Annotated in this window: 30 protein-coding genes and 1 pseudogene; 11 read left to right on the forward strand and 20 right to left on the reverse strand. The window is 70.1% G+C overall.

Annotation, left to right across the window (positions count from 1 at the left end):
- The 4 genes and pseudogenes from ABR571_RS06920 to ftsE form a co-directional block, all read right to left on the reverse strand.
- Positions 1-367 (reverse strand): annotated as a pseudogene (locus tag ABR571_RS06920) (amidohydrolase); the annotation flags it as partial.
- Positions 368-371: 4 nt separating this feature from the next.
- On the reverse strand, positions 372-869 hold the full coding sequence (gene smpB / locus ABR571_RS06925; RefSeq protein WP_409452455.1) for an SsrA-binding protein SmpB: 498 nt from the start codon (positions 867-869) through the stop codon (positions 372-374).
- Positions 870-872: 3 nt separating this feature from the next.
- Positions 873-1,790 carry a permease-like cell division protein FtsX gene (ftsX, locus tag ABR571_RS06930; protein ID WP_409452456.1) on the reverse strand — a complete coding sequence of 306 codons (918 nt, stop codon included), beginning with the start codon at positions 1,788-1,790 and terminating at the stop codon, positions 873-875.
- A gap of 54 nt (positions 1,791-1,844) precedes the next feature.
- On the reverse strand, positions 1,845-2,534 hold the full coding sequence (ftsE, locus tag ABR571_RS06935; protein WP_409452457.1) for a cell division ATP-binding protein FtsE: 690 nt from the start codon (positions 2,532-2,534) through the stop codon (positions 1,845-1,847).
- A gap of 59 nt (positions 2,535-2,593) precedes the next feature.
- Here ftsE and ABR571_RS06940 point away from each other — a divergent pair, with 59 nt between their 5' ends.
- Genes ABR571_RS06940 through ABR571_RS06950 form a run of 3 tightly spaced genes read left to right on the forward strand, consistent with a single transcriptional unit; the run spans position 2,594 to position 5,186 of the window.
- Positions 2,594-3,580, forward strand: a complete 987-nt coding sequence (locus tag ABR571_RS06940) for an ABC transporter ATP-binding protein (protein WP_409452458.1) — start codon at positions 2,594-2,596, stop codon at positions 3,578-3,580.
- Positions 3,580-4,368 (forward strand): ABC transporter permease, encoded by a 789-nt coding sequence (locus ABR571_RS06945; protein WP_409452459.1) that lies wholly within the window; start codon positions 3,580-3,582, stop codon positions 4,366-4,368. Before ABR571_RS06940 ends, ABR571_RS06945 begins: the two co-directional genes overlap by 1 nt.
- Complete coding sequence (locus tag ABR571_RS06950) at positions 4,365-5,186, forward strand: ABC transporter permease (RefSeq protein ID WP_409452460.1); 822 nt, start codon at positions 4,365-4,367, stop codon at positions 5,184-5,186. Before ABR571_RS06945 ends, ABR571_RS06950 begins: the two co-directional genes overlap by 4 nt.
- A gap of 203 nt (positions 5,187-5,389) precedes the next feature.
- On the opposite strand, the gene ABR571_RS06955 is transcribed toward ABR571_RS06950, so the two are convergent.
- Genes ABR571_RS06955 through ABR571_RS06965 form a run of 3 tightly spaced genes read right to left on the reverse strand, consistent with a single transcriptional unit; the run spans position 5,390 to position 7,681 of the window.
- Positions 5,390-6,124, reverse strand: coding sequence for an AAA family ATPase (locus tag ABR571_RS06955; RefSeq protein ID WP_409452495.1), 735 nt, complete (start codon positions 6,122-6,124; stop codon positions 5,390-5,392).
- Positions 6,125-6,139: 15 nt separating this feature from the next.
- A complete protein-coding gene (gene prfB, locus ABR571_RS06960) occupies positions 6,140-7,246 on the reverse strand; it encodes a peptide chain release factor 2 (protein WP_409452461.1) in 1,107 nt (368 codons plus the stop codon).
- Between the two features lie 42 nt (positions 7,247-7,288).
- On the reverse strand, positions 7,289-7,681 hold the full coding sequence (locus ABR571_RS06965) for an MmcQ/YjbR family DNA-binding protein (RefSeq protein WP_409452462.1): 393 nt from the start codon (positions 7,679-7,681) through the stop codon (positions 7,289-7,291).
- A gap of 82 nt (positions 7,682-7,763) precedes the next feature.
- Here ABR571_RS06965 and ABR571_RS06970 point away from each other — a divergent pair, with 82 nt between their 5' ends.
- Positions 7,764-7,922, forward strand: a complete 159-nt coding sequence (locus ABR571_RS06970; protein ID WP_409452463.1) for a hypothetical protein — start codon at positions 7,764-7,766, stop codon at positions 7,920-7,922.
- Here ABR571_RS06970 and ABR571_RS06975 read toward each other — a convergent pair.
- Positions 7,890-10,313: a hypothetical protein gene (locus ABR571_RS06975; RefSeq protein WP_409452464.1), complete on the reverse strand. Its 2,424-nt coding sequence runs from the start codon at positions 10,311-10,313 to the stop codon at positions 7,890-7,892. The genes ABR571_RS06970 and ABR571_RS06975 overlap by 33 nt on opposite strands.
- A 73-nt stretch (positions 10,314-10,386) precedes the next feature.
- Here ABR571_RS06975 and ABR571_RS06980 point away from each other — a divergent pair, with 73 nt between their 5' ends.
- The gene (locus ABR571_RS06980) at positions 10,387-11,181 is read left to right on the forward strand and encodes an exodeoxyribonuclease III (RefSeq protein WP_409452465.1); all 795 of its coding nucleotides are present in this window, start codon (positions 10,387-10,389) and stop codon (positions 11,179-11,181) included.
- 4 nt (positions 11,182-11,185) lie between these two features.
- On the opposite strand, the gene ABR571_RS06985 is transcribed toward ABR571_RS06980, so the two are convergent.
- Positions 11,186-11,929 (reverse strand): MBL fold metallo-hydrolase, encoded by a 744-nt coding sequence (locus ABR571_RS06985; protein ID WP_409452466.1) that lies wholly within the window; start codon positions 11,927-11,929, stop codon positions 11,186-11,188.
- 54 nt (positions 11,930-11,983) lie between these two features.
- On the reverse strand, positions 11,984-12,565 hold the full coding sequence (locus ABR571_RS06990) for a TetR/AcrR family transcriptional regulator (RefSeq protein ID WP_409452496.1): 582 nt from the start codon (positions 12,563-12,565) through the stop codon (positions 11,984-11,986).
- Between the two features lie 8 nt (positions 12,566-12,573).
- Between ABR571_RS06990 and ABR571_RS06995 the strand changes: the two genes are divergently transcribed.
- The 3 genes from ABR571_RS06995 to ABR571_RS07005 all read left to right on the forward strand — a co-directional run bounded on the left by ABR571_RS06995 (position 12,574) and on the right by ABR571_RS07005 (position 15,846).
- A complete protein-coding gene (locus ABR571_RS06995; protein ID WP_409452467.1) occupies positions 12,574-12,999 on the forward strand; it encodes a MarR family winged helix-turn-helix transcriptional regulator in 426 nt (141 codons plus the stop codon).
- A complete protein-coding gene (locus tag ABR571_RS07000; protein WP_409452468.1) occupies positions 12,992-13,399 on the forward strand; it encodes a hypothetical protein in 408 nt (135 codons plus the stop codon). The genes ABR571_RS06995 and ABR571_RS07000 overlap by 8 nt, the downstream gene beginning before the upstream one ends.
- A 77-nt stretch (positions 13,400-13,476) precedes the next feature.
- Positions 13,477-15,846, forward strand: a complete 2,370-nt coding sequence (locus ABR571_RS07005; protein ID WP_409452469.1) for a hypothetical protein — start codon at positions 13,477-13,479, stop codon at positions 15,844-15,846.
- 18 nt (positions 15,847-15,864) lie between these two features.
- On the opposite strand, the gene ABR571_RS07010 is transcribed toward ABR571_RS07005, so the two are convergent.
- The 7 genes from ABR571_RS07010 to ABR571_RS07040 all read right to left on the reverse strand — a co-directional run bounded on the left by ABR571_RS07010 (position 15,865) and on the right by ABR571_RS07040 (position 19,586).
- Positions 15,865-16,299, reverse strand: a complete 435-nt coding sequence (locus ABR571_RS07010; protein WP_409452470.1) for a pilus assembly protein TadG-related protein — start codon at positions 16,297-16,299, stop codon at positions 15,865-15,867.
- Positions 16,296-16,751 (reverse strand): TadE/TadG family type IV pilus assembly protein, encoded by a 456-nt coding sequence (locus ABR571_RS07015; RefSeq protein WP_409452471.1) that lies wholly within the window; start codon positions 16,749-16,751, stop codon positions 16,296-16,298. Before ABR571_RS07015 ends, ABR571_RS07010 begins: the two co-directional genes overlap by 4 nt.
- Complete coding sequence (locus tag ABR571_RS07020) at positions 16,748-17,155, reverse strand: TadE/TadG family type IV pilus assembly protein (protein WP_409452472.1); 408 nt, start codon at positions 17,153-17,155, stop codon at positions 16,748-16,750. Before ABR571_RS07020 ends, ABR571_RS07015 begins: the two co-directional genes overlap by 4 nt.
- Before the next feature lie 2 nt (positions 17,156-17,157).
- A complete protein-coding gene (locus ABR571_RS07025) occupies positions 17,158-17,355 on the reverse strand; it encodes a hypothetical protein (RefSeq protein WP_409452473.1) in 198 nt (65 codons plus the stop codon).
- 13 nt (positions 17,356-17,368) lie between these two features.
- Positions 17,369-18,316: a type II secretion system F family protein gene (locus ABR571_RS07030; RefSeq protein ID WP_409452474.1), complete on the reverse strand. Its 948-nt coding sequence runs from the start codon at positions 18,314-18,316 to the stop codon at positions 17,369-17,371.
- Between the two features lie 113 nt (positions 18,317-18,429).
- Entirely contained in the window at positions 18,430-19,065 is a 636-nt protein-coding gene (locus ABR571_RS07035; protein ID WP_409452475.1) for a hypothetical protein, read from the reverse strand.
- Positions 19,062-19,586, reverse strand: a complete 525-nt coding sequence (locus tag ABR571_RS07040; protein ID WP_409452476.1) for an RNA polymerase sigma factor — start codon at positions 19,584-19,586, stop codon at positions 19,062-19,064. The genes ABR571_RS07035 and ABR571_RS07040 overlap by 4 nt, the downstream gene beginning before the upstream one ends.
- 151 nt (positions 19,587-19,737) lie before the next feature.
- Here ABR571_RS07040 and ABR571_RS07045 point away from each other — a divergent pair, with 151 nt between their 5' ends.
- Positions 19,738-20,163, forward strand: coding sequence for an SRPBCC family protein (locus ABR571_RS07045; RefSeq protein WP_409452477.1), 426 nt, complete (start codon positions 19,738-19,740; stop codon positions 20,161-20,163).
- On the forward strand, positions 20,163-20,576 hold the full coding sequence (locus ABR571_RS07050) for a MarR family winged helix-turn-helix transcriptional regulator (protein ID WP_409452478.1): 414 nt from the start codon (positions 20,163-20,165) through the stop codon (positions 20,574-20,576). Before ABR571_RS07045 ends, ABR571_RS07050 begins: the two co-directional genes overlap by 1 nt.
- A gap of 46 nt (positions 20,577-20,622) precedes the next feature.
- On the opposite strand, the gene ABR571_RS07055 is transcribed toward ABR571_RS07050, so the two are convergent.
- Positions 20,623-21,018 (reverse strand): hypothetical protein, encoded by a 396-nt coding sequence (locus ABR571_RS07055; RefSeq protein ID WP_409452479.1) that lies wholly within the window; start codon positions 21,016-21,018, stop codon positions 20,623-20,625.
- An 81-nt stretch (positions 21,019-21,099) separates the two neighbouring features.
- Here ABR571_RS07055 and ABR571_RS07060 point away from each other — a divergent pair, with 81 nt between their 5' ends.
- Positions 21,100-21,582 carry a MarR family winged helix-turn-helix transcriptional regulator gene (locus tag ABR571_RS07060; RefSeq protein ID WP_409452480.1) on the forward strand — a complete coding sequence of 161 codons (483 nt, stop codon included), beginning with the start codon at positions 21,100-21,102 and terminating at the stop codon, positions 21,580-21,582.
- 88 nt (positions 21,583-21,670) lie between these two features.
- Here ABR571_RS07060 and ABR571_RS07065 read toward each other — a convergent pair whose 3' ends face one another.
- Entirely contained in the window at positions 21,671-22,024 is a 354-nt protein-coding gene (locus tag ABR571_RS07065) for a nuclear transport factor 2 family protein (protein ID WP_409452481.1), read from the reverse strand.
- Positions 22,021-22,383: a cupin domain-containing protein gene (locus ABR571_RS07070; protein ID WP_409452482.1), complete on the reverse strand. Its 363-nt coding sequence runs from the start codon at positions 22,381-22,383 to the stop codon at positions 22,021-22,023. Before ABR571_RS07070 ends, ABR571_RS07065 begins: the two co-directional genes overlap by 4 nt.
- Positions 22,384-22,450: the final 67 nt, after the last annotated feature.

Genomic DNA, 22,450 nt, shown 5'->3' on the forward strand with positions numbered 1-22,450 from the left:
CCTCCAGCGCCTCTCGCACGTAACCGGCCGCCGACGGCTCCGGGAAGAACGTGCCGGTCGGGACGCAGCCGGGAGTCCGGGCGGCGAACTCGCGGGCCCATTCCGAGAGCCCCTGCGCCATGGCCGGCTTGTGCGGATAGACCAGCGCGGTGAACGTCCGCACGCCGAGGCGGCCGAGGACGGCGACCCGGTCGGCCTCCGGCAGGCGGTACTGGATCGGCCACGGCTGGCCGTAGTGCTCGTCGCCGCCGTCGAAGTAGCGCCAGACCGCGTCCATCACCGGCTGGGGCATGAAGTGCGTGTGGATGTCGATCAGGCCGGGCAGGTCCAGCGCCTGCCACCACGCCGGGACGTCCTCGTCGAGCAACGCGTCAGTCCATGCCCTTGGTGCGCCGGCCGAGGGCCCGCGCGACTTCGCGGTCGGCGTCGCGGCGGGCGAGGTCCTGCCGCTTGTCGTAGGACCGCTTGCCCCGGGCGAGGGCGAGTTCGACCTTCACCTTGCCCTCGGTGAAGTACAGCGAGAGGGGGACGAGCGTCAGTCCGCTCTCCTTGGTCTTGCCGATCAGCCGGCTGATCTCTTCCCTGTGCAGCAGCAGCTTGCGCACCCGCCGCGGCTCGTGGTTCGTCCAGCTGCCCTGCTCGTACTCGGGGATGTGGACGTTGCGCAGGAAGACCTCGCCGTCGTCGATCGTGGCGAACCCGTCGACCAGCGACGCCCGGCCCAGGCGCAACGACTTGACCTCGGTGCCGGTGAGCATGACGCCGGCCTCGTAGGTGTCGACGACGGCGTAGTCGTGGCGGGCCTTGCGGTTCTGCGCGATGATCTTGCGCCCGGTCTGCCGGTTGCTCGAGGCTGCCTGCGCTTGCATGTCTTACAGCTTGACGTACAGGCGCAACGTCGCAAACGCGGTCAGTGCCGCGAGCACGATGCCGGCGATCAGCCCGAGGCCGCCCGCGATGAGGACGTCGTTGGTCGACAGATTCGGGATGACGCCGTTCTGCACGGGCACCTGGAAGATGTTGTCGAGGACGAACTGCTTGCCCAGCCCGATCAAGCCGATGGCGATCAACCCGCCGATCACCGTGGCGAAGATCGTCTCGAGCATGAACGGCAGCTCGGTCATCCACCGCGACGCCCCGACCAGACGCATGATGCTCGTCTCGTTCTTGCGTTGGGACGCGGCGACTTGAATGGTGTTGGCGATCAGCAGGATCGACGCGACGAGGACGACGACCGCGATCATGATCGAGAACAGCCGCGCGCCGTTGATGACGCTGAGCAGGGTCTTGAGCGCCTGCACCTGGTTCTGCACCGTCGAGACGCCGGGCGCGTCGTTGTAGATGCGGCGGAAGCTCTGGTAATCGCGCTGCAGGTTCTTCAGATGGACGGTGAAGGACGCGGGCAGGTCGCCGACCGCGGTGTTGCGGGCGACGAGCGGATCGACGGTCTTGCGGAACCGCTCGACCGCGTCCTGCTCGGAGATGAAGGTGACCTTCTGGACCTTCGGGTCGGCATTCAGCTTCGCCTCGAGGGACTGCCGCTGCACGTCGGTGAACTTCGCCGGGCAGTTGCCTTGCACCTCTTTCTGCAGCGGCTTCGGGCAGAGGAACACCGAGACGTTGAGCTTGCCCTCGTAGTCGTGCTTGAACTCGGCGATCTCGCGGTTGGCCAGGATCGCGGCGCCCACGAAGGCCAGGGCGATCGCCGTACTCAGGACGAGGGCGATCGTCATGGTCAGGTTGCGGCGGATGCCAGTGGCGACCCCCGTCAACACGAAGTTGGCGCGCATCAGATCCTTTCCGGTCGGGCAGGCGTTGCGAGTGGAGGGGCTGCAGTCGGCGCGCTAGCGGCCGACGCCGTACACGCCGCGGTTCTGGTCGCGGACGACTCGACCCGTGTCGAGTTCGATCACCCGCCTGCGCATCGCGTCGACGATGTTGTTGTCGTGAGTGGCCATCACGACAGTGGTGCCGGTCCGGTTGATCCGCTCGAGCAGGCTCATGATGCCCTGGCTCGTGTCGGGGTCGAGGTTGCCGGTCGGCTCGTCGGCCAGCAGCACGAGCGGGCGGTTCACGAACGCGCGGGCGATGGCGACGCGCTGCTGCTCGCCACCGGACAGTTCGCCGGGCATCCGCTGGGCCTTGCCGGTGAGCCCGACGAGTTCGAGCACCTCGGGCACTGTGCGCCGGATCGACTTCGGCGACTTGTTGATCACCTCGAGGGCGAACGCCACGTTCTCGAAGACGCTCTTCTTGGGCAGCAGCCGGAAGTCCTGGAAGACGCAGCCGATCCGCCGCCGCAGGTCGGGCACCTTGCGGTTGGGCATCTTGCCGACGTTGCGACTGTCAACCATCACCGTTCCGCGGGTCGGCAGCTCCTCGCGCAGCACGAGGCGGAGCACCGTCGACTTGCCGGAACCGGACTGGCCGATGAGGAAGACGAACTCCCCCTTCTCGATGTCGATGGACACCGCGTCGAGGGCGGGACGAGTGCCGGCCGGATAGACCTTGGAAACGTTCTCGAGCCGGATCATGAGGACCCAGTTTACGCAACGAGAAATTGGGACCGATCCGGTTGCTAGCGTCAGACCACGTGGAGGCGACGGACACCCGGGACATAACGGGCAGCTGGGACGGCCCGTCCACCGGGCCGCTGATCGTCGCCCGCGGCCTGACCAAGCGCTTCGGCAGCTTCGTGGCGGTGGATGCCGTGGACTTCGAGGTCGAACGCGGCGAGGCCTTCGGCTTTCTCGGCCCCAACGGCGCCGGCAAGAGCTCGACAATGCGGATGATCGGCTGCGTGGCGCCCATCACGTCCGGCACGCTCCGGATCCTCGGCATGGACCCGTCCGCCGACGGACCGCGGATCCGGTCCCGTCTCGGCGTCGTGCCGCAGCTGGACACGCTGGATCTGGAGATGACGGTCCGCGAGAACCTCTACATCTACGGCCGCTACTTCGGCATGTCGCGCGCGGCCCTGCAGCCGAAGGTCGACGAGCTGCTCGACTTCGCCCAGCTGACCGACCGGGCCAAGTCGAAGGTGGAGCCGCTGTCCGGGGGCATGAAGCGGCGGCTGACCATCGCCAGCTCGCTGATCAACGACCCGGAGATCCTGCTGCTCGACGAGCCGACCACCGGGCTCGACCCGCAGGCCCGCCACGTGCTGTGGGACCGGCTGTACCGGCTCAAGCAGCAGGGGGTCACGCTCGTGCTGACGACCCACTACATGGACGAGGCCGAGCAGCTGTGCGACCGGCTCGTGGTCATGGACGGCGGGCGCATCGTCGCCGAAGGCTCCCCGCGCGGTCTCATCGCCGAGCACTCGACCCGCGAGGTCGCCGAGCTGCGCTTCCCGCCGGGCGCGAACGGCGACGCCGCCACGCGGCTCGCGGCCGTGTTGACCGGCGAGCGCGAACGCGTCGAAGAGCTGCCGGACCGCGTGCTGCTCTACGTCGCCGACGGCGAGGCGGCGCTCGGGCAGGCCCACGAGCTCGGGCTGTCGCCGGTGTCGTCGCTGGTGCGGCGGAGCACGCTGGAGGACGTCTTCCTCCGGCTCACCGGCCGCAGCCTGGTGGACTGATGACGGTCGCCGCGCCGGTCGGCGCATCCGCGTGGACGCTGCTCGAGTACAACCTCTACGCCGCGCGGCGGTACTGGCGCAGTGTCGTCATCGTCGGCCTCGTCACACCTCTGCTCTACGTCCTCGCGCTCGGGGTCGGGTTGGGCAAGGTCGTGAACGCGCACGGCCACCCGCTCGGCGTCTCGTACGTCGTGTTCGTGGCGCCGGCGCTGCTGACGGCGGCCGCGCTGCAGGTCGCGGCCAACGAGGCGACCTACCCGATCATGGCCGGCTTCAAATGGGTGCGGTACTTCCACGGCATGGCGGCCACGCCGCTGACCCCACGGCAGATCGCCGACGGCCAGCTGCTCTGGATCGGCGTGCGCACGCTCGTCAACTCCGCGGTCTACCTCGCGATCATCGCCGGCTTCGGCGGGGCGCAGCGACCGCAGATCATGTGGGCCGTTCTCACCGCGACGCTGACCGGGCTCGCGTTCGCGGCACCGGTCATGGCGCTGAGCGCGTCGGTCGAGGCGGAGGGCCAGGCGTTCAACATCCTGGCCCGGTTCGTCATCACGCCGATGTTCCTGTTCTCCGGCACGTTCTACCCGATCAGCCGGCTGCCGGAATGGGGACAGTGGATCGCCCGCATCACGCCGCTGTGGCACGGCACCGAGCTGGCCCGCGCCGCCGCGCTCGGCGGCGCGTCCGTCCTCGACACGGTCGGGCACATCGCCTATCTGGCCGCGTGGCTGGTCGTCGGCGTCGGGCTCTCGCGGTGGCGCTTCGCCCGACGGATCGCGCGATGAGCGAGACGGTCGCGCGGGCGAGCACGGCCTGGCGGATGCTGCCGCCGGGCATGTACTCCCGGCGCGGGCACATCGTGCTCGAGCGGGCGTTCCGGGTCTATCGCCGTTCGTGGATGGTCATCTTCTCCGGCTTCTTCGAGCCGCTGTTTTACCTGTTCGCGATGGGTACCGGGCTGAAGTCGCTGGTCGGGACGGTGGTCGGGCCGGGCGGGCACGTGCTGAGCTACACCGCCTACATCGCACCGGCACTGCTCGCCTCGTCGGCGATGAACGGCGCGGTCTACGACTCGACGATGAACGTGTTCTTCAAGCTGAAGTTCGCCCGGCTCTACGAGTCGATGCTGGCGACCTCGCTGGGCCCGCTCGATGTCGCGATCGGCGAGATCGGCTGGGCCCTGTTCCGCGGCGGCCTGTACGCGGCCGGGTTTCTGACCGTGATGGCCGCACTGGGCCTGACTGCATCGTGGTGGGCGGTGCTGCTGCTGCCGGCGGCGCTGCTGATCGCCTTCGGTTTCGCGGCGATCGGCATGGCGCTGACGTCCTACATGAAGAGCATTCAGGACCTCGACTACATCCAGCTCGGCGTGCTGCCGCTGTTCCTGTTCAGCGGGACGTTCTACGCCCTCGACGTCTACCCGCGGTGGCTGCAGATCGTCGTCGAATGCCTACCTCTGCACCACGGCATCGAGATGCTGCGCTCGCTCAACGCGGGAGTGCTCGACTGGGCGCTGGCCGGGCACGCGCTGTACTTCGTCGTCATGGCGGCGATCGGGATGGTCGTGGCGGCGCGGCGACTGAACGTGCTGCTGCTGCGCTGAGGCGCCGGGTCGGCCTGGCGCGTCTCGTCGGACTCATAGTGGTGCTGCTCAATCTGTATTACGCATGTAGTACAGCTAGAAAACCTTGTGCCCGATCTCCTTTGCTCTGCTCAGCCGGACTGAGCGGTTGCTCAGGGGGAGTGAGCAGAGCAAAGGCGCGGAAACAGCACCACCCAGGCAGGACCTCCCCGCCACACCCACGCTCAGAACAGGTGGCGCAGGTACTGCTCGGGCCGATCCAGGAATGCCTGCCAGTGCTCAACCAGCTCCAGCTCGCGCCACTCGGCGCGGCGGATGCCGTGCTCGCCGAACTCCAGGATCGTCGCGCCGGGAAACGCCGCCAGCAACGGCGAATGTGTCGCCAGGACCACTTGGGAGCCGCCGTCGACCACCGCGCCGATCAGCGAGAGCAGCCGCAGGCAGGACGTGAACGACAGCGCCGCCTCCGGCTCGTCCAGGGCGAACAGCCCGCGCTCCGTCAGCCGCGACTCGAGGTAGGCGAGGAACGACTCCCCGTGCGAGCGGACGTTCAGCGCCCCGCCGAAGGCAGCGGTCGCACCAGCGTGCTGGGGCTTCCCCGCGTCGATGTCGCCGAACAGCACGTGCATCGACTCGGCCCGCAGGAAGCAGCCGCCCTGCGGCGGCGGGTACTCGCCGGCAAGGACCAACGCGCGAAACAGCATGGCGTCCTCCGGCGTCGGATCCGGACTCCAGTGCTTCACCTGCGCACTGAGCCGAGCGCTCCAGCTGCGGGCGACAGCCTCCACGAAGGTCGACTTGCCCGACCCGTTCTCGCCGACGATCACGGTGACGCGCGGGTCGAGCTCGACGCCGTCGCGGCACAGTTGCGCGATGGCGGGGACGGAGACGAACCACGGATCAGGGACGAGCCTGCGGTCGCGCAGCCGGGGCTCGTCGACGCTCACCCGCTCGAGCACGCCCACGAGTGCGACCTACGAAGCGGACGCGGTCTCGTTGCTGCGCCGCCAGCGGATACCGGCCTCGATGAAACCGTCGATCTCGCCGTCCAGAACGGCCTGTGGGTTGCCGACCTCGTAGTCCGTGCGCAGGTCCTTCACCATCTGGTACGGGTGCAGGACGTAGGACCGCATCTGGTTGCCCCAGCTGTTGTTCGCGTCCTTGAGAGCGTTCATCGCGCTCTGCTGCTCCTCACGGCGCCGCTCCAGCAGGCGGGCCTGCAGGACGGCCATCGCCGAGGCGCGGTTCTGGATCTGCGAGCGTTCGTTCTGGCAGGTGACCACGATGCCCGTCGGCAGGTGGGTGATCCGCACAGCCGAGTCGGTGGTGTTGACGCCCTGTCCGCCCTTGCCCGAGCTGCGGTAGACGTCGACGCGGATGTCGTCGTCGGGGATTTCGACGTGGTCGGACGACTCGACGACCGGCAGCACCTCGACACCGACGAAGGAGGTCTGGCGGCGGCCCTGGTTGTCGAACGGGCTGATCCGCACGAGCCGGTGCGTGCCCTGCTCGACCGACAACGTCCCGTAGGCATAGGGCGCCTTGACCTGGAACGTGGCCGACTTGATGCCGGCCTCTTCGGCGTAGGACGTGTCCATGACGTCGACCGGGTAGCCGTGCCGCTCCGCCCAGCGCAGGTACATCCGCAACAGCATCTCGGCGAAGTCCGCCGCGTCGACGCCGCCGGCCTCGGAGCGGATGGTCACCAGCGCCTCGCGGGCGTCGTACTCGCCGGACAGCAGGGTCCGCACCTCCAGCTCGTCCATCGACTTGCGCAGCCCGGCGATCTCGGATTCCGCCTCGGCGCGAGAGTCGGCGTCGTCCATCTCTTCGGCGAGACCCCACAGCGTCTGCGTGTCGTCCAAACGCCGGCGCAGGTCCTCCACCCGCCGGATCTCGCCCTGGACGAAGGACAGCCGCGAGTTGACCTGCTGCGCGTGCTCGAGGTCGTCCCACAGGTCGGGGACGGACGCCTGCTTCTCGAGATCGTCGAGCTCGCGGTGCAGCGACGGCAGGTCCACGACCGCCTCGATGCTGGTGAGGGTCGCGGACAGTTCCTTCAGCTCGGCGGGGACGTCCACGACCGTCGAGGGTACGCGAGCGCTACGGGGCCGGCGGCCGGGTCAGGCGTCGAGGCCGGCGGCCAGCTTGGCCGGCGCCACGCAACGGTAGGCGTCGCGGACGATCTCGTCGATCTCCGACCAGTCGGGCTCGGCCAACCCGTCCGTTTCGAGGCGGACGCCGACCCAGCCGCGGTGCCCGACGTACGGCGGGCGGAAGAAGCGGTCCGCGCCGGTGGCTATCAGCGCCTCCTGCGCGCCCGGCGGGGCAGGACACCAGAATCCGATGTGCTCGGCGCCGTGGTGGTGCCGGTCGACGGCCACGAACTGTCGACTGGACTTCTCCGTGGTGCCGACGAAGAACCCCGGCTCGCCGTGGCTGTTCCGCTCGCTGGTCCCCGGCAACCCGAGGCACAGGGCCCGCAGCCGGGCCACCGGATCGGCCACCGTGCCCATTGCGTCCCCTTTCGTCCCCGCTGAAGATCACACCACGGCCGAGGTTGGTTTGCCTCGTCGAGAGGGCGGGTAACTCGGAGTTATGACCGACCTGATCGTCGCCTTCGTGCTCATGCTGGTCACTGTCTCCGGTGCAGAACTGGTTCGGATGACCTGCCGGCGCCAGATGCTCACCCCCGTCCGGCCGCGCACCGCCGGCTCCACTGGCTCAGTGGCCCGGAATCTGCAGCTCTCGCGCTAGTTCAGCCGCATATTGCCGCACCTGCGGATCGGGGAACCAGTTCGAGTGCAGGTGTGTCGCCGGGGGGCTGGGGTCTTTGTCCCCCCAGAGCGCCGGCGGGTCGTAGATGACCCGGTCCACCAACAGATTGTCCGCGCGATCGAGCACCGGATCGAAGGCCCAGCCGCCGATGTAATCGCTGTGCCGGACGAGATTGCGCCAGCGCACCACGTCGTCGGTCGTCAGGTAGCGCCGCACGCAGGCCAGGTTGGCCGGCCCGAAGTAGGCCGGGAACGCCCGTCCGTACAGTCGCCGGATGGGCGCGGCCAGCGTCAGTAGCGACATCCGCTCGCGCACCTCCTGGGGCAGCTGGGCCAGCACCGCCACCGAGATCGGCGTGCCCTGGCTGTAGCCGGTCAGCAGCAGCGGACTCTGCCGTTCCACCGCCTCGAGGCCGACCCGACCGCGGGCCTCGGCGTCCTGCTGGGCGAGCCCCGGGTCGCCCGCGCCGTGCACCCGGTCACCGACCATGCGGCGGATCCGGGTGACCACCTCGGGCACCGACCGCTCGGCGTAGCAGGGCGGCCCGAACGGATGGCAGGCCCGGGGCCAGAACGTCCCGACGTCCCACAACAGCCCGAATCGCTTGCGGGCCGAGGCCTTGAGGAACGCGGCGCGCAGGGTCGCCACGAAGTAGACGGTGACCACGACGCCGATGCCGCCGCCGACGGCGGCCAGCTTCTGCAGTGCGACCGAATGCGCCCCGGCCTGGAGGCTGATCAGGTAGCCGACGAGCAGCGCGCCCGTGGGCAGTGTCAGGACGGTCAGCGCGGTGGCGGCGTGGTCGGTGAGCTCGGATCGGGCCCACGTTCGGGCGACGCCCTTCACCGCGCCGGCCTCACCCGGCAGCGGGTAGCTCGACTGCACCGAATCGGCCGGCCGCTCGTCGTCCATCCGCGCCAGCCGAGCGCCTTCCCACGTCGACCACGCGAAGAGGTACCCGCCGACCCCGAGTACGAGGATCCCGGCCGCCACCATCCCGAGGCCGCCGTCGTACACCGTCGATGGCAGCAGGAGTGTCTCGCCGTGCACCTTTCCGGCGCCGTTGGTCACCTTGGGTGAGCCGATCAGGTTGGCGACGGCCAGGGTCAGCGACGAGCCGAAGATCGTGGCGATGACGCAGGCCAGCCCGGCTACCAGGGGCGCGGCCAGGCCGAAGCCCATCACGTGGCGGCGGCCGGGCGTCCACGGGGCCTGCACGGCGACGGCGGCCAGCAGGACGATCAACGCGGCGAACTCGGCGACGACCGACCAGACCTGCAGCGGCTGATCGCCGGGCAACATGGTGCCGCCTGCGTGGGGCCGCCACCAGAACCGCGCTACGCAGGCGGCGACGGCGATGGCGACGGCGGCCCGGGCGAACCAGCGCCAGACGGAGTCCGACCAGCGCTCGTCCCTTCCGGCGACGCGCTGTCGATCGGCCCACGGTGACGCGACGAGGACGAGCGCGGTCGCGGCCATGAGCAGGGCGAGGATCAGCAACAGCCAGCGGGCCGAGTTCGCCGACGACTTGGGCAGAGCGGCGAACATGATGACCACCGACGCTCCCGCGACCACGTGGCAGTTGCGCTGGCGGTTGACCGGCCGCTCGCCGCGCCAGAACGCGGGCTGCGTGAGCGGCCACTCGGGATCGGCGTCGGGATAGCTCCCCTGGCCCCATCGCTCGTAGGACCGGACGGTGGAGACGCTGAGCCAGGTGAGCCCGCCCAGCACAGCCAGTACCGCGAGCAGGGCCATGGCGAGCCGCGGCCCGGTGTCGCGTCGGGTGTACCAGCCGAGCCAGCTCGGCAGGGCGCCGCGGCCGGGAGCCTGCCAGGCGACGAGGTCGGCCAGGACGGTGGCGGTCGTGGCGATGAAGGCGACAGTGAGGGCCAGGCCGACCACGCGCAGCGCCGCGCGGGCGACGTCGTTGGCGAGCGGGCCGCGCCTGGTGCGTCCGGCGGGCAGCGCCCAGTGGGCGACGTTCACCAGCATGAAGGCGATCAGCACCAGATAGAGCGCGCGCGTCGCGGCGCGGGTGTTGAGCCCGCCCCAGCAGTAGGCCTCGCGCCGCGGCTGCCGACTGGCGCTGCCGCCGGGGAACCAGGCCCGGAAGAAGCCGGCGGTGCCGTCCCCGGCCACCTGCAGGGTGTTCGGCGTCTCGAGGTTCTCCGCCGGCGGTGCGCCGCCGACGCCGTGGATGCGCAGCTCGAGCACCGGGTCGGCCTCGGGCGTGCTGCCGTCCGCGGCGAGGTAGGGCACCTCACCGGCGAGAGCGGGGCCGCGCGGATTGGTCAGGTCGGCACCGGAGTACCCGGCGGCCGCGCCCAACCCGAGCGTGACCGGTCCCAGTCGCGGCGGCGTCGCCTCCATCGTTTCCCCCCTCGTCCAGGTGGACCTCCGCAGGGATACACCTGATCAAGGTCGCGCCGCTAGCGTTGAGCCGGTGCGGATTGCCACCTGGAACGTCAATTCGGTCATCGCCCGGTTGCCCCGCCTCGTCGACTGGTTGGGCATCGCCGAGCCGGACGTGCTGTGCCTGCAGGAGCTGAAGACGGCCGAGTTCCCGATCGACGCGGTGTCCGGGCTCGGCTACGACGTGGCGATGCACTCGACCGGACGGTGGAACGGGGTGGCGATCCTGTCGCGGATCGGGATCGAGTCGCAGCGGGCCGGCTTGCTCGACGAGCCGGGTTACCAGCCCGAGGACGCCATGCTCGAGGCGACCGAGGCGCGGGCCGTCGGCGCGACCTGCGGTGGCGTGCGGTTCTGGTCGGTGTACGTGCCGAACGGGCGCGAGGTCGGCCACACGCACTACGCCTACAAGCTGAAGTGGCTCGACGCGCTGCGCGCGACGGTGGCCGAGGAGCTGCCGGCCTACGAGCGTTTCGCCCTCGTCGGCGACTTCAACATCGCGCCGACCGACGACGACGTGTGGGACGCGAGCGCGGTGCACGGCGCGACCCATGTGAGCGAGCCCGAGCGCGCGGCGCTGGCCCGGCTGCGCGAGCTCGGCCTGCGCGACGTCGTCCCCCGCGCGATGAAGCACGACACGCCGTACACGTACTGGGACTATCGGGCCGGGATGTTCCACAAGAACATGGGCATGCGGATCGACCTGGTGTACGCGTCGGCGGCGCTGGCCGACGCGGTGACCGACGCCTACGTCGACCGCGATGCGCGCAAGGGCAAGCTGCCGTCCGACCACGCGCCGGTCGTGGTCGATGTGGCCGCTCCGTAGCGGGTCAGCGCCTCGCGTGGTCGCGCGCTTCGGCCACGGCCTCGGCGATCGGGCGGCGCAGCGCATCGCCGTGTCCCGGGAGGACCAGATCGGCGTCCAGCGTTTCGATCGCCGCCAGTGCCGTGACCGGATCACCGGAATTGAAGAAGGCGGGCAAGGTGTGCGGCCCGACGTGGCCGGTGACCGCGTGGCCGGTCACCAGCTCGTCGCCGGTGACCACGGCGCCCACGTCGGGCAGGTGGTAGGCGGTGTGACCGGACGTGTGCCCGCGGGTCGGTACCGGCACCGGTCGGCCGGGCAGGTCGAGCGCACCGGAAGCGGCGAACGGCTGCGCCGAGGGAATCCGGGCGTTCTTGGCCGCGCCGACCCGAAGCACCCGACCGAGCCACGGCCACAGCGTCGGTCGCCACAGGTTGGCGGCGAGGTCCATGGGGCCGGCCTGCTCGAGGTGCTCGCGACGGACGTGGGCCGCCTCCCGGGCGTCGGTGTAGACCGGAGTCCCGTAGCGCCGGGCCAGCTGCGCGGCGCCGCCGAGGTGGTCGATGTGCGCGTGCGTGAGCAGGATCGCGCGGACGTCCTCGGGCCGGCGGCCGAGCGCGCGCAGCGATGCCTCGAGCCGGCCCGCGTCGCCGGGATAGCCCGCGTCGATCAGCGTGACCGCGTCGCCGTCGCGCAGCAGGATCCAGTTGACGTCCGTCCCGCGGCCGAGGAAGACGTCATCGGCGACCTCGATCACGTTCTGCGCCATCGCGCCTCCTCATCCGGGCTCATCCGCGCTCATTCTCGCGCGAGCACGATCAGGTCAGGCGGGCACCGTACGGCGGGTGTAGTCGCGCATGGCCGCATCGACCCCGGCTCGGTGCCCGGTCAGCAGCAGGTCGAACAGCAGCCCGCGCGCCAGCGCTAGTCCGCTGCGGGCTTGCACCTGTGCGTGGCGGCGGGAGAAGCCGGCGTCTCGGTGCACCTTCTCCAGTGCCTCCAGCCACGGAGCGATCAGTGATTCCCGCAACGTTGCGGCGTGCGACCGGCCCTGCATCGCCTGGCCGGAGAGCTCGAAGAACAGTGGCCCGTAGATGGGGGCGGCGTCGGTCACCTCGGTCCAGAAGCGCAGCGAGCGCGCCCGAGCGCTCCCCCGCCCGTCGCCGAGGACCTTGGCCAGCACTAGCCGCTGATCCCGCTCCACGGCGTCGACGACGGCAGCCAGCAGCCCGTCCCGACTGCCGAAGCGATAGATCAGCATCCGGTGACTCGAGTCGAGTTCGGCGGCCAGGCTCCGCAGGCTGACGTCGCCGATGCCGTGGCGCGCGAAGTACTCTATGTACGGAATGGCACATGAGCGCCTTCCGATGCTTCCCGGCTGGCAGATAGCACGATTCCGGATAATCTCTTTTCGTGGTAGACACCTCCTGGTCGCCGGTGCTCGCGCTTCAGCGGGCGACGCACGCGACCCTCGACGCCCTCTCTGCCGAACTGGCCGAGCTCGGCCTCGGCGCCGCCGAGCTCAACGTCCTGGCCAACCTGGGCGACGGCCGGCCGCGGACCGTGTCCGACCTGGCCGCAGCAGTCGGCAGCCGTCCGACGACGATGACCAGCGTCCTCGACCGGTTGGAGCGGCGGGGTCACCTGATCCGCACCACGCACCCCGAGGACCGCCGGGCGGTCGTGATCACTCTGACCACGCCGGGGCGCCGGGCGGCGACGGCCGTGCGCCGAGCGGTTCGGCGCATCGAGCAACGAGCCCTCGGCGAGCTGTCACCCGCCACGTCGGACGTGCTCCGCGCGGCCCTCGACGCGTTGACGGAGGTCCGGAATGGCTGACGCCGACGCGTTCGATCAGCTGATGGCCGAGGTGACCACCGGCCGCTTCGGCCACCGCGAGCATGTCAATCTGACCTGGCTGGCGATCCGCCGCCACGGGCAAGGCGCCGCTCTGCGCCTGGTCGATGAGGGGATCAGGCGGACCGCGCGCTACGCCGGCGCGCCGCAGAAGTACCACGCGACGATCAGCCGGGCCTGGGTGGAACTGATCGGACACCACCTGGCCGAAGGTGCCCCCACCGCGTCGTTCGACTCGTTCGCCGAAGCCAATCCCGCCCTGCTCGACAAGCGCCTGCTGACCCGCTTCTACATTCCGGCCACTCTCGCTTCGGCCCGTGCTCGCATCAGTTGGGTCCCGCCCGACCGGGAACCGTTCCCCTGGTGGCCACCTGCCAGCTGACGGAAGGTCTGTTCGTGGCGACTTCGGAGGGTTAACGTGATCGACGTCCGGATTGTCACCTCACGTGGGGATTTCGCATGCTTCGGTCATGGTCGTCGCAAACCACTCGGATCGCCGGTCTCGCGGCCGGAGCCGCCCTCGTCGCCGGGGTGAGCGCAGCAGTAACCACTGCCCCGAGCGCCGGCGCCACTCCGGTGCCTCCCGTCGCCGCCTGCCACCTCGGCAACGGCGTCCAGCACGTCATCAGCCTCGTCTTCGACAACGTCCACTTCGCGCGCGACAACCCCAACGTGCCATCCGACCTCGAGCAGATGCCGCACCTGCTGAACTTCCTGCAGTCCAACGGCACGGTGCTGTCGAACACGCACACACCGCTGATCGCCCACACGGCCGACGACAGCCTGACCATCTACACCGGGCTCTACGGCGACCGGCACGGCCAGCCGTTGACGAACAGCTACAAGACCTTTAACCCGGACGGCAGCACCGACCCGGCGACCTCGTTCGCGTACTGGACGAGCCCGGTCGTGGACACCTCGGCCAGCCCGGCTCCGGGCCACGACACCACGCCGACGATGGTCTACTCGCCCACGTCACCGGCGACGCCCGGCGCCACCCGCCGGCAGACGCCGGCGCCGTGGGTCCCGTTCACCCGCGCCGGCTGCTCGGTCGGCGACTTCTCCACGGCCAACATGGTGCTGGAGAACACCAGGCAGGACCTCACCACCGTCTTCGGCCCGTCCTCACCCGAGGTCGCCCAGCTCAATGCCGACCCCGACTCGTTCAAGGACCCCGAGATCGCCGACTACATCGGCGTGGCCGTGCACTGCGCGCAGGGCGACGCGGTGTGCGCGAACGCCCAGGCGGTGAAGTACGGGCAGTCGACGCCATCCTCCACCGCGTCGCCGGACCTGCTGCCGACCGAGCCGGGCGGCTACAACGGCTACCAGGCGCTGTTCGGTGCGAAGTACGTCGCCCCTCAGCTCGGCGCTGGGATGCCGAACGTCACGCACAACGGCTACCAGGTCACCGACGCGGCCGGGAACCTCGTCGACCTGAACGGCAACGAGATCAAGGAACCGTTCAGTGGCCGGCCCGGCTTCCCCGGTTTCAGCCCCGTGGCCACCCAGTCCCTGGCCTACCTGGCGGACATGCAGGAGGCCGGCGTCCCGATCACCTACGGCTACATCTCCGACCTGCACGAACGCAAGGCGGGCACCAGCGGTTGCACGACCGCCACCGCCACCGGATCCGGCAAGCCGGTCGGACCGGGTGACGCCTGCTACGTCAACAACGCCAAGGCCTACGACCAGGCGTTCGAGAAGTTCTTCCAGCGACTGGCCGCCGACGGGATCACGCCGGCCAACACCGAGTTCGTGATCAGCGCCGAGGAGAACGACCAGTTCGCCGGCGCAAACATCGGCCGGGCCACCGAGCCGATGCCGGCCGGCTGCGACGGCGTGACGGTGCCCTGCCACTACACCGCGACGCAGATCGGCGAGCTGCAGGCGAACATCAAGGCCCTGCTGTCGACGTCGTCCAGCGCAAGCACGGCGTTCGACGTGGAGCCGCAGGGGGCGGCCATCTACGTGCACGGGCAGCCGGCCGCCGGCGATCCCACCGTGCGCGAACTGGAACGCAACACCGCAGCGATGACCGGCGCCGACCCGTACACCGGAGAGGCGAGCACCACGATCACGAAGTACCAAGCCGGTGCCCTGGAGCAACGGGTGCTGCACATGCAGAGCGCCGATCCGCTGCGGACGCCGACGTACACGCTCTTCCCCAAGCCGGACTACTTCTTCTCCAGCTCCGGCGCCAACGTCAGCATCAACAACGGCTTCGCCTGGAACCACGGCTACTACAGCCCGAACATCGACGTCACCTGGTCGTCGCTCGTCGGTCCAGGAGTTGCCGCGAAGGGGATCGACGGCCCGCTGCCCGGCCAGGGCAACCAGCCGCACGACCCGAACTCGACGAACACGGTGCCGCAGGCCAGCACGGTCGGCACGTGGGTCGAGGAGACCGACCTGCGCCCGACGTTGCTGCACCTGACCGGGCTGCAGGACGACTACCCCACGGATGGACGGGTCATCAGCCAGGCGCTGTCGGCGCCGGGCTCAGAGCTGGCCCGGCTGACCGACGTGGCCACGGCCTACCAGCAGCTCAACTCGAGCGTGGGCCAGTTCGCCACCGCCACGCTCATCGGCGACAGCGCGGCGCTCGCGTCGGGATCGAGCACCGACGACTCCGCCTACCTCTGCGAGCAGAGTGCGCTGGCCGACCTCGCCGCCCGGCGTGATCAGGTCGTCCCGGACATGAAGGCGACTCTCGCCGACGCGACGGCCGGCAGGCGCATCGGCCGCGGCGGAACGACGTCGGAGCTGGCGAGGGGGCGCGGGATTCTGGCCGCGGCCGACCGGTTCGCGCTGCTGGGAGGTTGCTAGCAAGGCCGGTCGCAGCAGTCAGCCGACGATCGCGGCGCGGGCCGAGGACGTCGCGGTGTGCTCGACGTGCCCGCGTCCGAAGAACGCGCCGAAGGTCAGTGTTGTGGTCTGCCGGCAGGTGAGGGTGATCCGCCGGCGATCGGTCGAGAGCTCAGCGCGCACGTGCACGCTGCGCCGCTCGGCGTCGCGGGACAGGTAGCTGTCGACGACGTCGCTGACGTCGGCGAACTGCAGCGAACTCGCCGCACCGATGCCGTGCTCGCGGTCGAGGTCGGCCGAGCTCGCGGCGGCGGCGGCCACCGCGCCGTCGCACATGTCCTGGAGACTCCGCTGCTGCACGAACGCCTGGCCGAGTGCGACGGAGCCGGCGACCATGATCAGCGCCAACAGGAAGAAGCCCAGGATCAGCGGGATCGTCGACCCGCGGTCGTCCATCACGTCCCGGTACCTCATCGGCCGACCTGCCGGAAGTCGTCCACGTGCACCAGGTAGATGCCCACCGTCCGGATGCCGCGGCCGGTGAGCACGGTCGGCACTGCCGGCAGCCGGACGCGGCGGGTGACGCACACGGTGAACTCGGCGCCGGGTGTGAGCCGTGGCCTGATGGCGTGATCGGTGCACTTGGCGCCCGACGCTACGAAGCGGGTGGCGGCGTCGTTGGGCAGGCCCTGATCGGCCAGGGCCAGCCGGACGGCGGCGTCGACCCGCCTGCGCGCCTGCGCGGCCGTGTCGCTCGTCGCGAACGCGCGGCCGGCGTCGCGAGCCGCCTGCGTCACGGCGAGCGTGTTGCGCTGCACCGTGGCCACCGCGGCGATCAGGTAGACGAGCGGCACCATCACGACGACGGCCAGGAACACGAACTCGACGATCGCCGAGCCGTTCTCGTCGCCGCCACGACGCCTCACCGACGGCCCTCTTTCAGCACCGAGGACCGCACGTCGATCGTCAGCGGCATCGCGAGTGGCGAGAACAGCAGCCGCACGTGTCCGGTGCAGCGCACGGTGGTGATCGGCAGACCGCTTGTGCCGTCGCGGCCCAGCGCCGCGTGGCAGTGGATCGACGACGCGTCCGCCTCGTCGAGGCCCTCGTGCACGAGGTGGTCGGCCCGCGTCGCGCCGGCGGCCACGTCGACGCTCTCGGCGGCGGCGTAGCGCGCCGCGTCGGCCGCCGACGCGGCGACGACGTTGCGGGCGTAGAAGTAGACGGCGACCTGCAGGACGCCGAACAGCAGCATGAGCAGCAGGACCGACATCATCACGAAATCCACGACCGCCGCGCCGGTGTCGTCGCGGCGCATCCGCCGCAGCATCGCTACTTCTTGCCGCTGACCGAGTCGATGATGCCCGACAGGGAGCTCTTGATCTGCGGCTCGAACACGCCCAGGATCGCGACCACGAGGATCGCCGTCATCACCGTGACCATGACCCACCCGGGCACGTCGCCGCGCTCGTCGCGCAGGCGCTCGCGAGCGATCGTCAGCCCCGCGAGGAACAAGGCGAACAGCTTCATGGGATCTCCTCACTCACCGGGCCAGGGAGGTCAATGTCAGCAACCCGGGGAACAGCGCGAACAGCACCGTCACGGGCAGGATCAGGAACACGACCGGCGCCATCATCGAGATCTCCTTGCGCCCGCCGGCCTCGAGCAGCGCGCGCTTGCCGACCTCCCGAACGTCCACGGCCTGAGCGCGCAACACCTCGGCCAGCGGCGTCCCGCGCTCGGTCGCCACGACCAGGCCCTGCAGGAACCGTGCGAAGGACTCGAGCGTCGTGCGCTCGGCGAGATCGCTGAGCGCTGTGGTGACGGGCGTGCCCGCGCGGGCCCGGCTCAGCGCCGACGAGAGGTCACGGGCCAGCTCACCGCCGGTGAGGCGGCAGACGCGTTCCAGGGCGTCGACGGGTGACTCGCCGGCCACGACCGCCAGCGCGAGCAGATCGGCCACGACGGGGAACTCCGACAGCATCGCCTGCTCGCGGCGATCGAGCTCGCGAGTCAGCCACCAGTCACGGCCGAGGCAGCCGGCCAGCAGGCCACCGAGCGCCAGCAACACGACCAGGACCACGTCCACACCGCCGCGCAGCAGGCCGCCGACGACGGTGACGACGGCTGCCAGCACCATCCCGGCGACGCCCCACATCACCTGCCCGATGCGGAACTCCTCGAGCGTCGTGCGGGCGCCGAGCCCGTTCAACCGCCGGCGGACCGAGGCCGAACCGCCGACCATCCGGTCGACCAGCGTCGCGCCTTCGGCAAGGACGGGACCGAACAACCGCCGAGCGACGGTGAACGGCGCCGACGTCGCCGAGGGCCGGGCCAAGAGCTTGGACGGCGGTGGCGTGTCGCCGAGGTAGGGCGCGAGTCGGTCGACCAGTCGGACCGGCCGCATGGTCGGCGCGGCCCGCACGGCGAGAAGAAGGCCGGCCGCGGCGAGCAGGCCCAGGCCGGCGCCGGCCAGCCACCCGCTATCCATCGACTCCGTGCCCTCCGCACCGTCCGGTCCCGCAGTTCGGATACGGACGAGCAGAGCGTAAGGGACGATACCGGGCAAAAGCCAGGGCCGGACTCTAGCTGTGGACGAATGGCTCAGCGCGGGAGGGCGCAGGTCGGCACCCGGCCGATGGCCATGAAGCTCAGCGACGACGTCGGGTGGCGCACGCCGGAAGCGAAGAAGACCTCGATGACCAGCGTGCCGTCCTTCGGGAAGGCGGCCGGATGGACGACGAAGCTGTTGTCCGGGGCGTTCAGCCCGGAATCCCACGACACGGCGGCGGCGCTGTACGGCCCCCCGGCGTAGGGCTTCGCGCATTCGGGGACGGTCGACGGTGCCTGGCCGGGCCCGTCGGTCCCGACGAGGACGCGGACGGGCGCGCCGGCGCGGTCGAGAGCCTGCTGGAGCTTCGCCGGATCGGCCAGCTGGTCCCAGTGCACGACCACTCTCAGCGATCCGTCGCTGTGGCGCTGCACCGTGTACGCATCAGCCTCGTTCCCGTGCCCACCCCACGGCCTGGGCGCGGCCAGCGCCGCCGTGACCGCTGCTGCGGCGAGCAACCCGCCGACCGCGATCCGCTTCACCGACGCCGGGCGCCGGGCGACCTGCCGCCGGGACGCCGGGTCCACGCGCGGGGTGGCAAGGATGCCGGCCAGCATCGCGTCGGCCTCGGCCGTGTAGGCGGCCGCAGGCAGGTCGCGGGCGGGGTCGGCAATCATCGGCGTGGTCATGACGGGGCTCCCAGTTCGGTCGTGTGCGGTTCGGTCGGGGGTGGGGACATCGACGCCGCGAGGCGGCGGCGGGCCCGGTGCAGGCGCACTTTGAACGCCGATTGCGTGCAGTTCATGACAGTGGCGGCGTCGGCGACGGTCAGCCCTTCCCACTGGACGAGCCGCAGCACCTCACGGTCGCGTTCGGACAGGTGCTGCAGCGCGGCCGTGACGGCGAGCCGCTCGGCGATGAGCTCGCCCATGTCGGCGCTCGGCGCGGCGGGGCGGTCGGCAAGTCGTCGGCCCAGCGCGGCATCGCATTGTTGGCGGCGGATCTCGTTGGCCACGAGGTTGCGTGCGGTCGCGTAAAGCCACGGCAGCGGGCTTTCCGGCACGTCGTCGAGTCGTCGCCAGGCGACGAGGAACGTCTCACTGACGATGTCGGGCGAGACCGTCCGACCGAGACGGCGCACCACGTAGCGGGTGACCGCGTCGTAGTGCTCTCGGAACATCGCCTCGAAGCCGGCCCGATCGTCCCTCATGACCTTTCCGTCGCTCATGACCTGTATGTGTCGCCCACGCGCGGATGGTTACACGGATTCGCGCAATTCCCGTTGTCCGCCCTCTTCCGATTCTCTCTGTGCGGAGATAGTCTGTGGACAGATAATCTCTCTATCGACGGAAGGACGCCTCATGTGGACTCACGACTATTCGCAGACGACCGAGCTCGCCCCGGAACCGCTGTGGCAGTTGCTGGCCGACGTGGGCGGTTGGGTGCGCTGGAACGGCGGAATCGAATCGCTCGTGCTGGACGGGCCGGTCGCCGTCGGCACCACTTTCCGGATGACGCCGCCCGGGGAGGACACCCTCGCCAGCACGATCGTCGACCTGCAGCCGGGCCAGGTGATCACCGACCTCACCGAGCTCGACGGGGTGGCCGTCCGCGTCGAGCACCGGCTCGACGCGCGGGCGGACGGCAGAACCGCCGTCACCTACCGCATCGAGGTCAGCGGCGCCGTCCCCGACGAGGTCGCACAGGAGATCGGCACCGCCGTGTCAGCCGACTTCCCGGACGTCATCGACAACCTGATCGCGGCCGCCGAGACGGCGTCACGCTGATGGAACAGCCGGAGGAGAGCCCCGGGTTCCTGCTGTGGCACGTCACGCTGCGCTGGCAGCGCGATGTCACCGCGGTGTTGCAGCCGCTCGGGCTGACCCACGTGCAGTTCGTGCTGCTGGCCACCGCATGGTGGCTCAACGATCACGGCGGCAAGCCCAGCCAGGTCGAGCTCGCCACTGTGGCCGGCACCGACGTGAAGATGGCTTCGCAGGTGATCCGCGCCTTGGAGCGCAAGGAGCTCATCACCCGCGAGACGTCCGCGACCGACACCCGCATCCGCCGGCTCGGCGTCACCGACGCCGGCGCCGCGTTGGCTCCGCGGGCGATCGAGGCGGTCGACCGGGCCCTGCTCGCCCGGCTGTCGCCGACGACGGGTCGCACCTTCGTCACTGCGTTGAAGCAGCTCCGATGAGCACGCACCGGACGCAGATCGAGGTCCGCACGGCCGGCGAGCCTCTTCAGGCGCTGTCGCGGAGGGCGGTGCGGGCCCGGTCCAGTACCAGCGTCAGTGCGCGGGCGGCGGCGTCGGCATCCTCGACGTCGTCCCAGATCGGGCCGGAGAGCTCGGCCGACCGGGCCAGCACCGACTTCAACATCGTCCGCCCCGCAGTAGTCGGCGCATCGCCGGCGACGAGCCCTCGCTCCTCCAGCGCCGTGACGATTTCGTCGGCGTCGTCGAACCGGGCCAGATCCGCGACCCGGGCTCGCAGCGGGTCCTCGTCGGGCTGGTCGGCCAAGCGGAGTGCGACCCACTGAGGCTCGCTGAGTCCGGTGTCGGCCAGGGCCCGGCGCAGTAGAGCTCCGAGGGTCTTTTCGGTCTGACCGACCAGTTGCGGTCCGAAGGGGATGGTCATCGCAAGCCTCCATATCGTTGGTGCTGCCAACGATAACCGAAGTTCATTGGTGTGTCCAACGACTAGGCTAGGCTGCGCATCGTGGCTGCGAATCGGATCGACCAAACCCACACCTGGCTGCTGTCGCGGGCCAACGCCCGGGCGCAAGCAATCCGCGTCGAGGCGTTTGCCGCGGCCGGCTCCAGTGGTTACCTGTCACGGCTTCTCGGCTCTCTGGCCGACGAGGGGCCGGCATCGCAGGCCGACCTCAGCCGGCGCACGGGCATCGACCCGTCCGACATCGTGGCGGCCGTCAACGAGCTGGAATCGCGCAAGTTCCTCACGCGCCGGCGCGACCCGCTCGATGCACGACGCCACGTCGTCGAACTGACCCGCGCCGGTCGAGCGGAACTGACCCGCCTCGATGCGGTGGTCGCGGACATCCAGGACCGCTTCCTGGCCCCGCTGAGTGAGACCGAACGCCGGCAGCTGAGCCGGATCCTGGCGAAGCTCACGGCTGATCCGCCCGCCCTGTCGACCACTGGGACGGCACCATCTCTGACGGCGACTTCTACGACAAAGTGAATACTGCTGCCGAACATTTCCCGACGCCGATGGTTCGGCGGCCGGAACTGGCCGGCCGCCGACCCCCCATGACCGTGCCTCGGTGCGGTCAACCCTTTACGTAGGAGAGCTTCTCCGCGACAAGCCCGTCACGGATGCGGAAGACGTCCACTCCGCGCACGTGGCCATCGGCCCACTCATAGCGCCAACGTTCGATCGCGCGGTCCCCCGACACGAACAATTCCTCGCTCACGAAACGGGCGCCCGGGGAGGACGCAAAGAGCTCCTCCCACACACTGCGGACCGCGGAATGACCTTCGAAGCGCTTCCCGTCCGGCGGCGCGGTCGACTCGAACACGCAGTCCTGCGTCATCGCGGCCATGATCTCGTCGACGTCGCGTCGGTCGAACGCCGCACCGAAGCGGGTCACGGCATGCGCCACCGACGTCTCCGTCGTGGTCACTTCGCATACCCGCTCGCGCCGAACCAGTCGACGACGACGACTTCCTCGTCGCCGACCACCCAGGCGTCGTGCCCGGACGGCAGTGACGTGATGTCGCCGGCCTTCGCGTCGAACTCAGTGCCATCGGCCATCTGCAGATGCAGCGTCCCGGAGATGTGGTACTGGAAGTGTGGGGCCTCGCACAGGTCCGTGCCCGCGATCGCCTTGACGTCGGTCGACCAGCGCCATCCCGGGCGCAGTACGAGGCGACCGATCTCCGCGCCGCCAACGTGCACCAGGTCGATGTGACCGTTGTCGAAGGTGCGGGTCTCGTCGGGCGAGTTGAACGTGACGTGCTGGGTCTGCTGGAGTGAGGTCATCGGACTGATCCCTTCGTTGGTGGCTGTGCGGCGAGACGTTAGGAACCCGCGCTTGCGGTTCCCTAGC

It is taken from the genome of Jatrophihabitans sp. (assembly GCF_046262535.1).
Taxonomy (GTDB): Bacteria; Actinomycetota; Actinomycetes; order Mycobacteriales; family Jatrophihabitantaceae; genus Jatrophihabitans.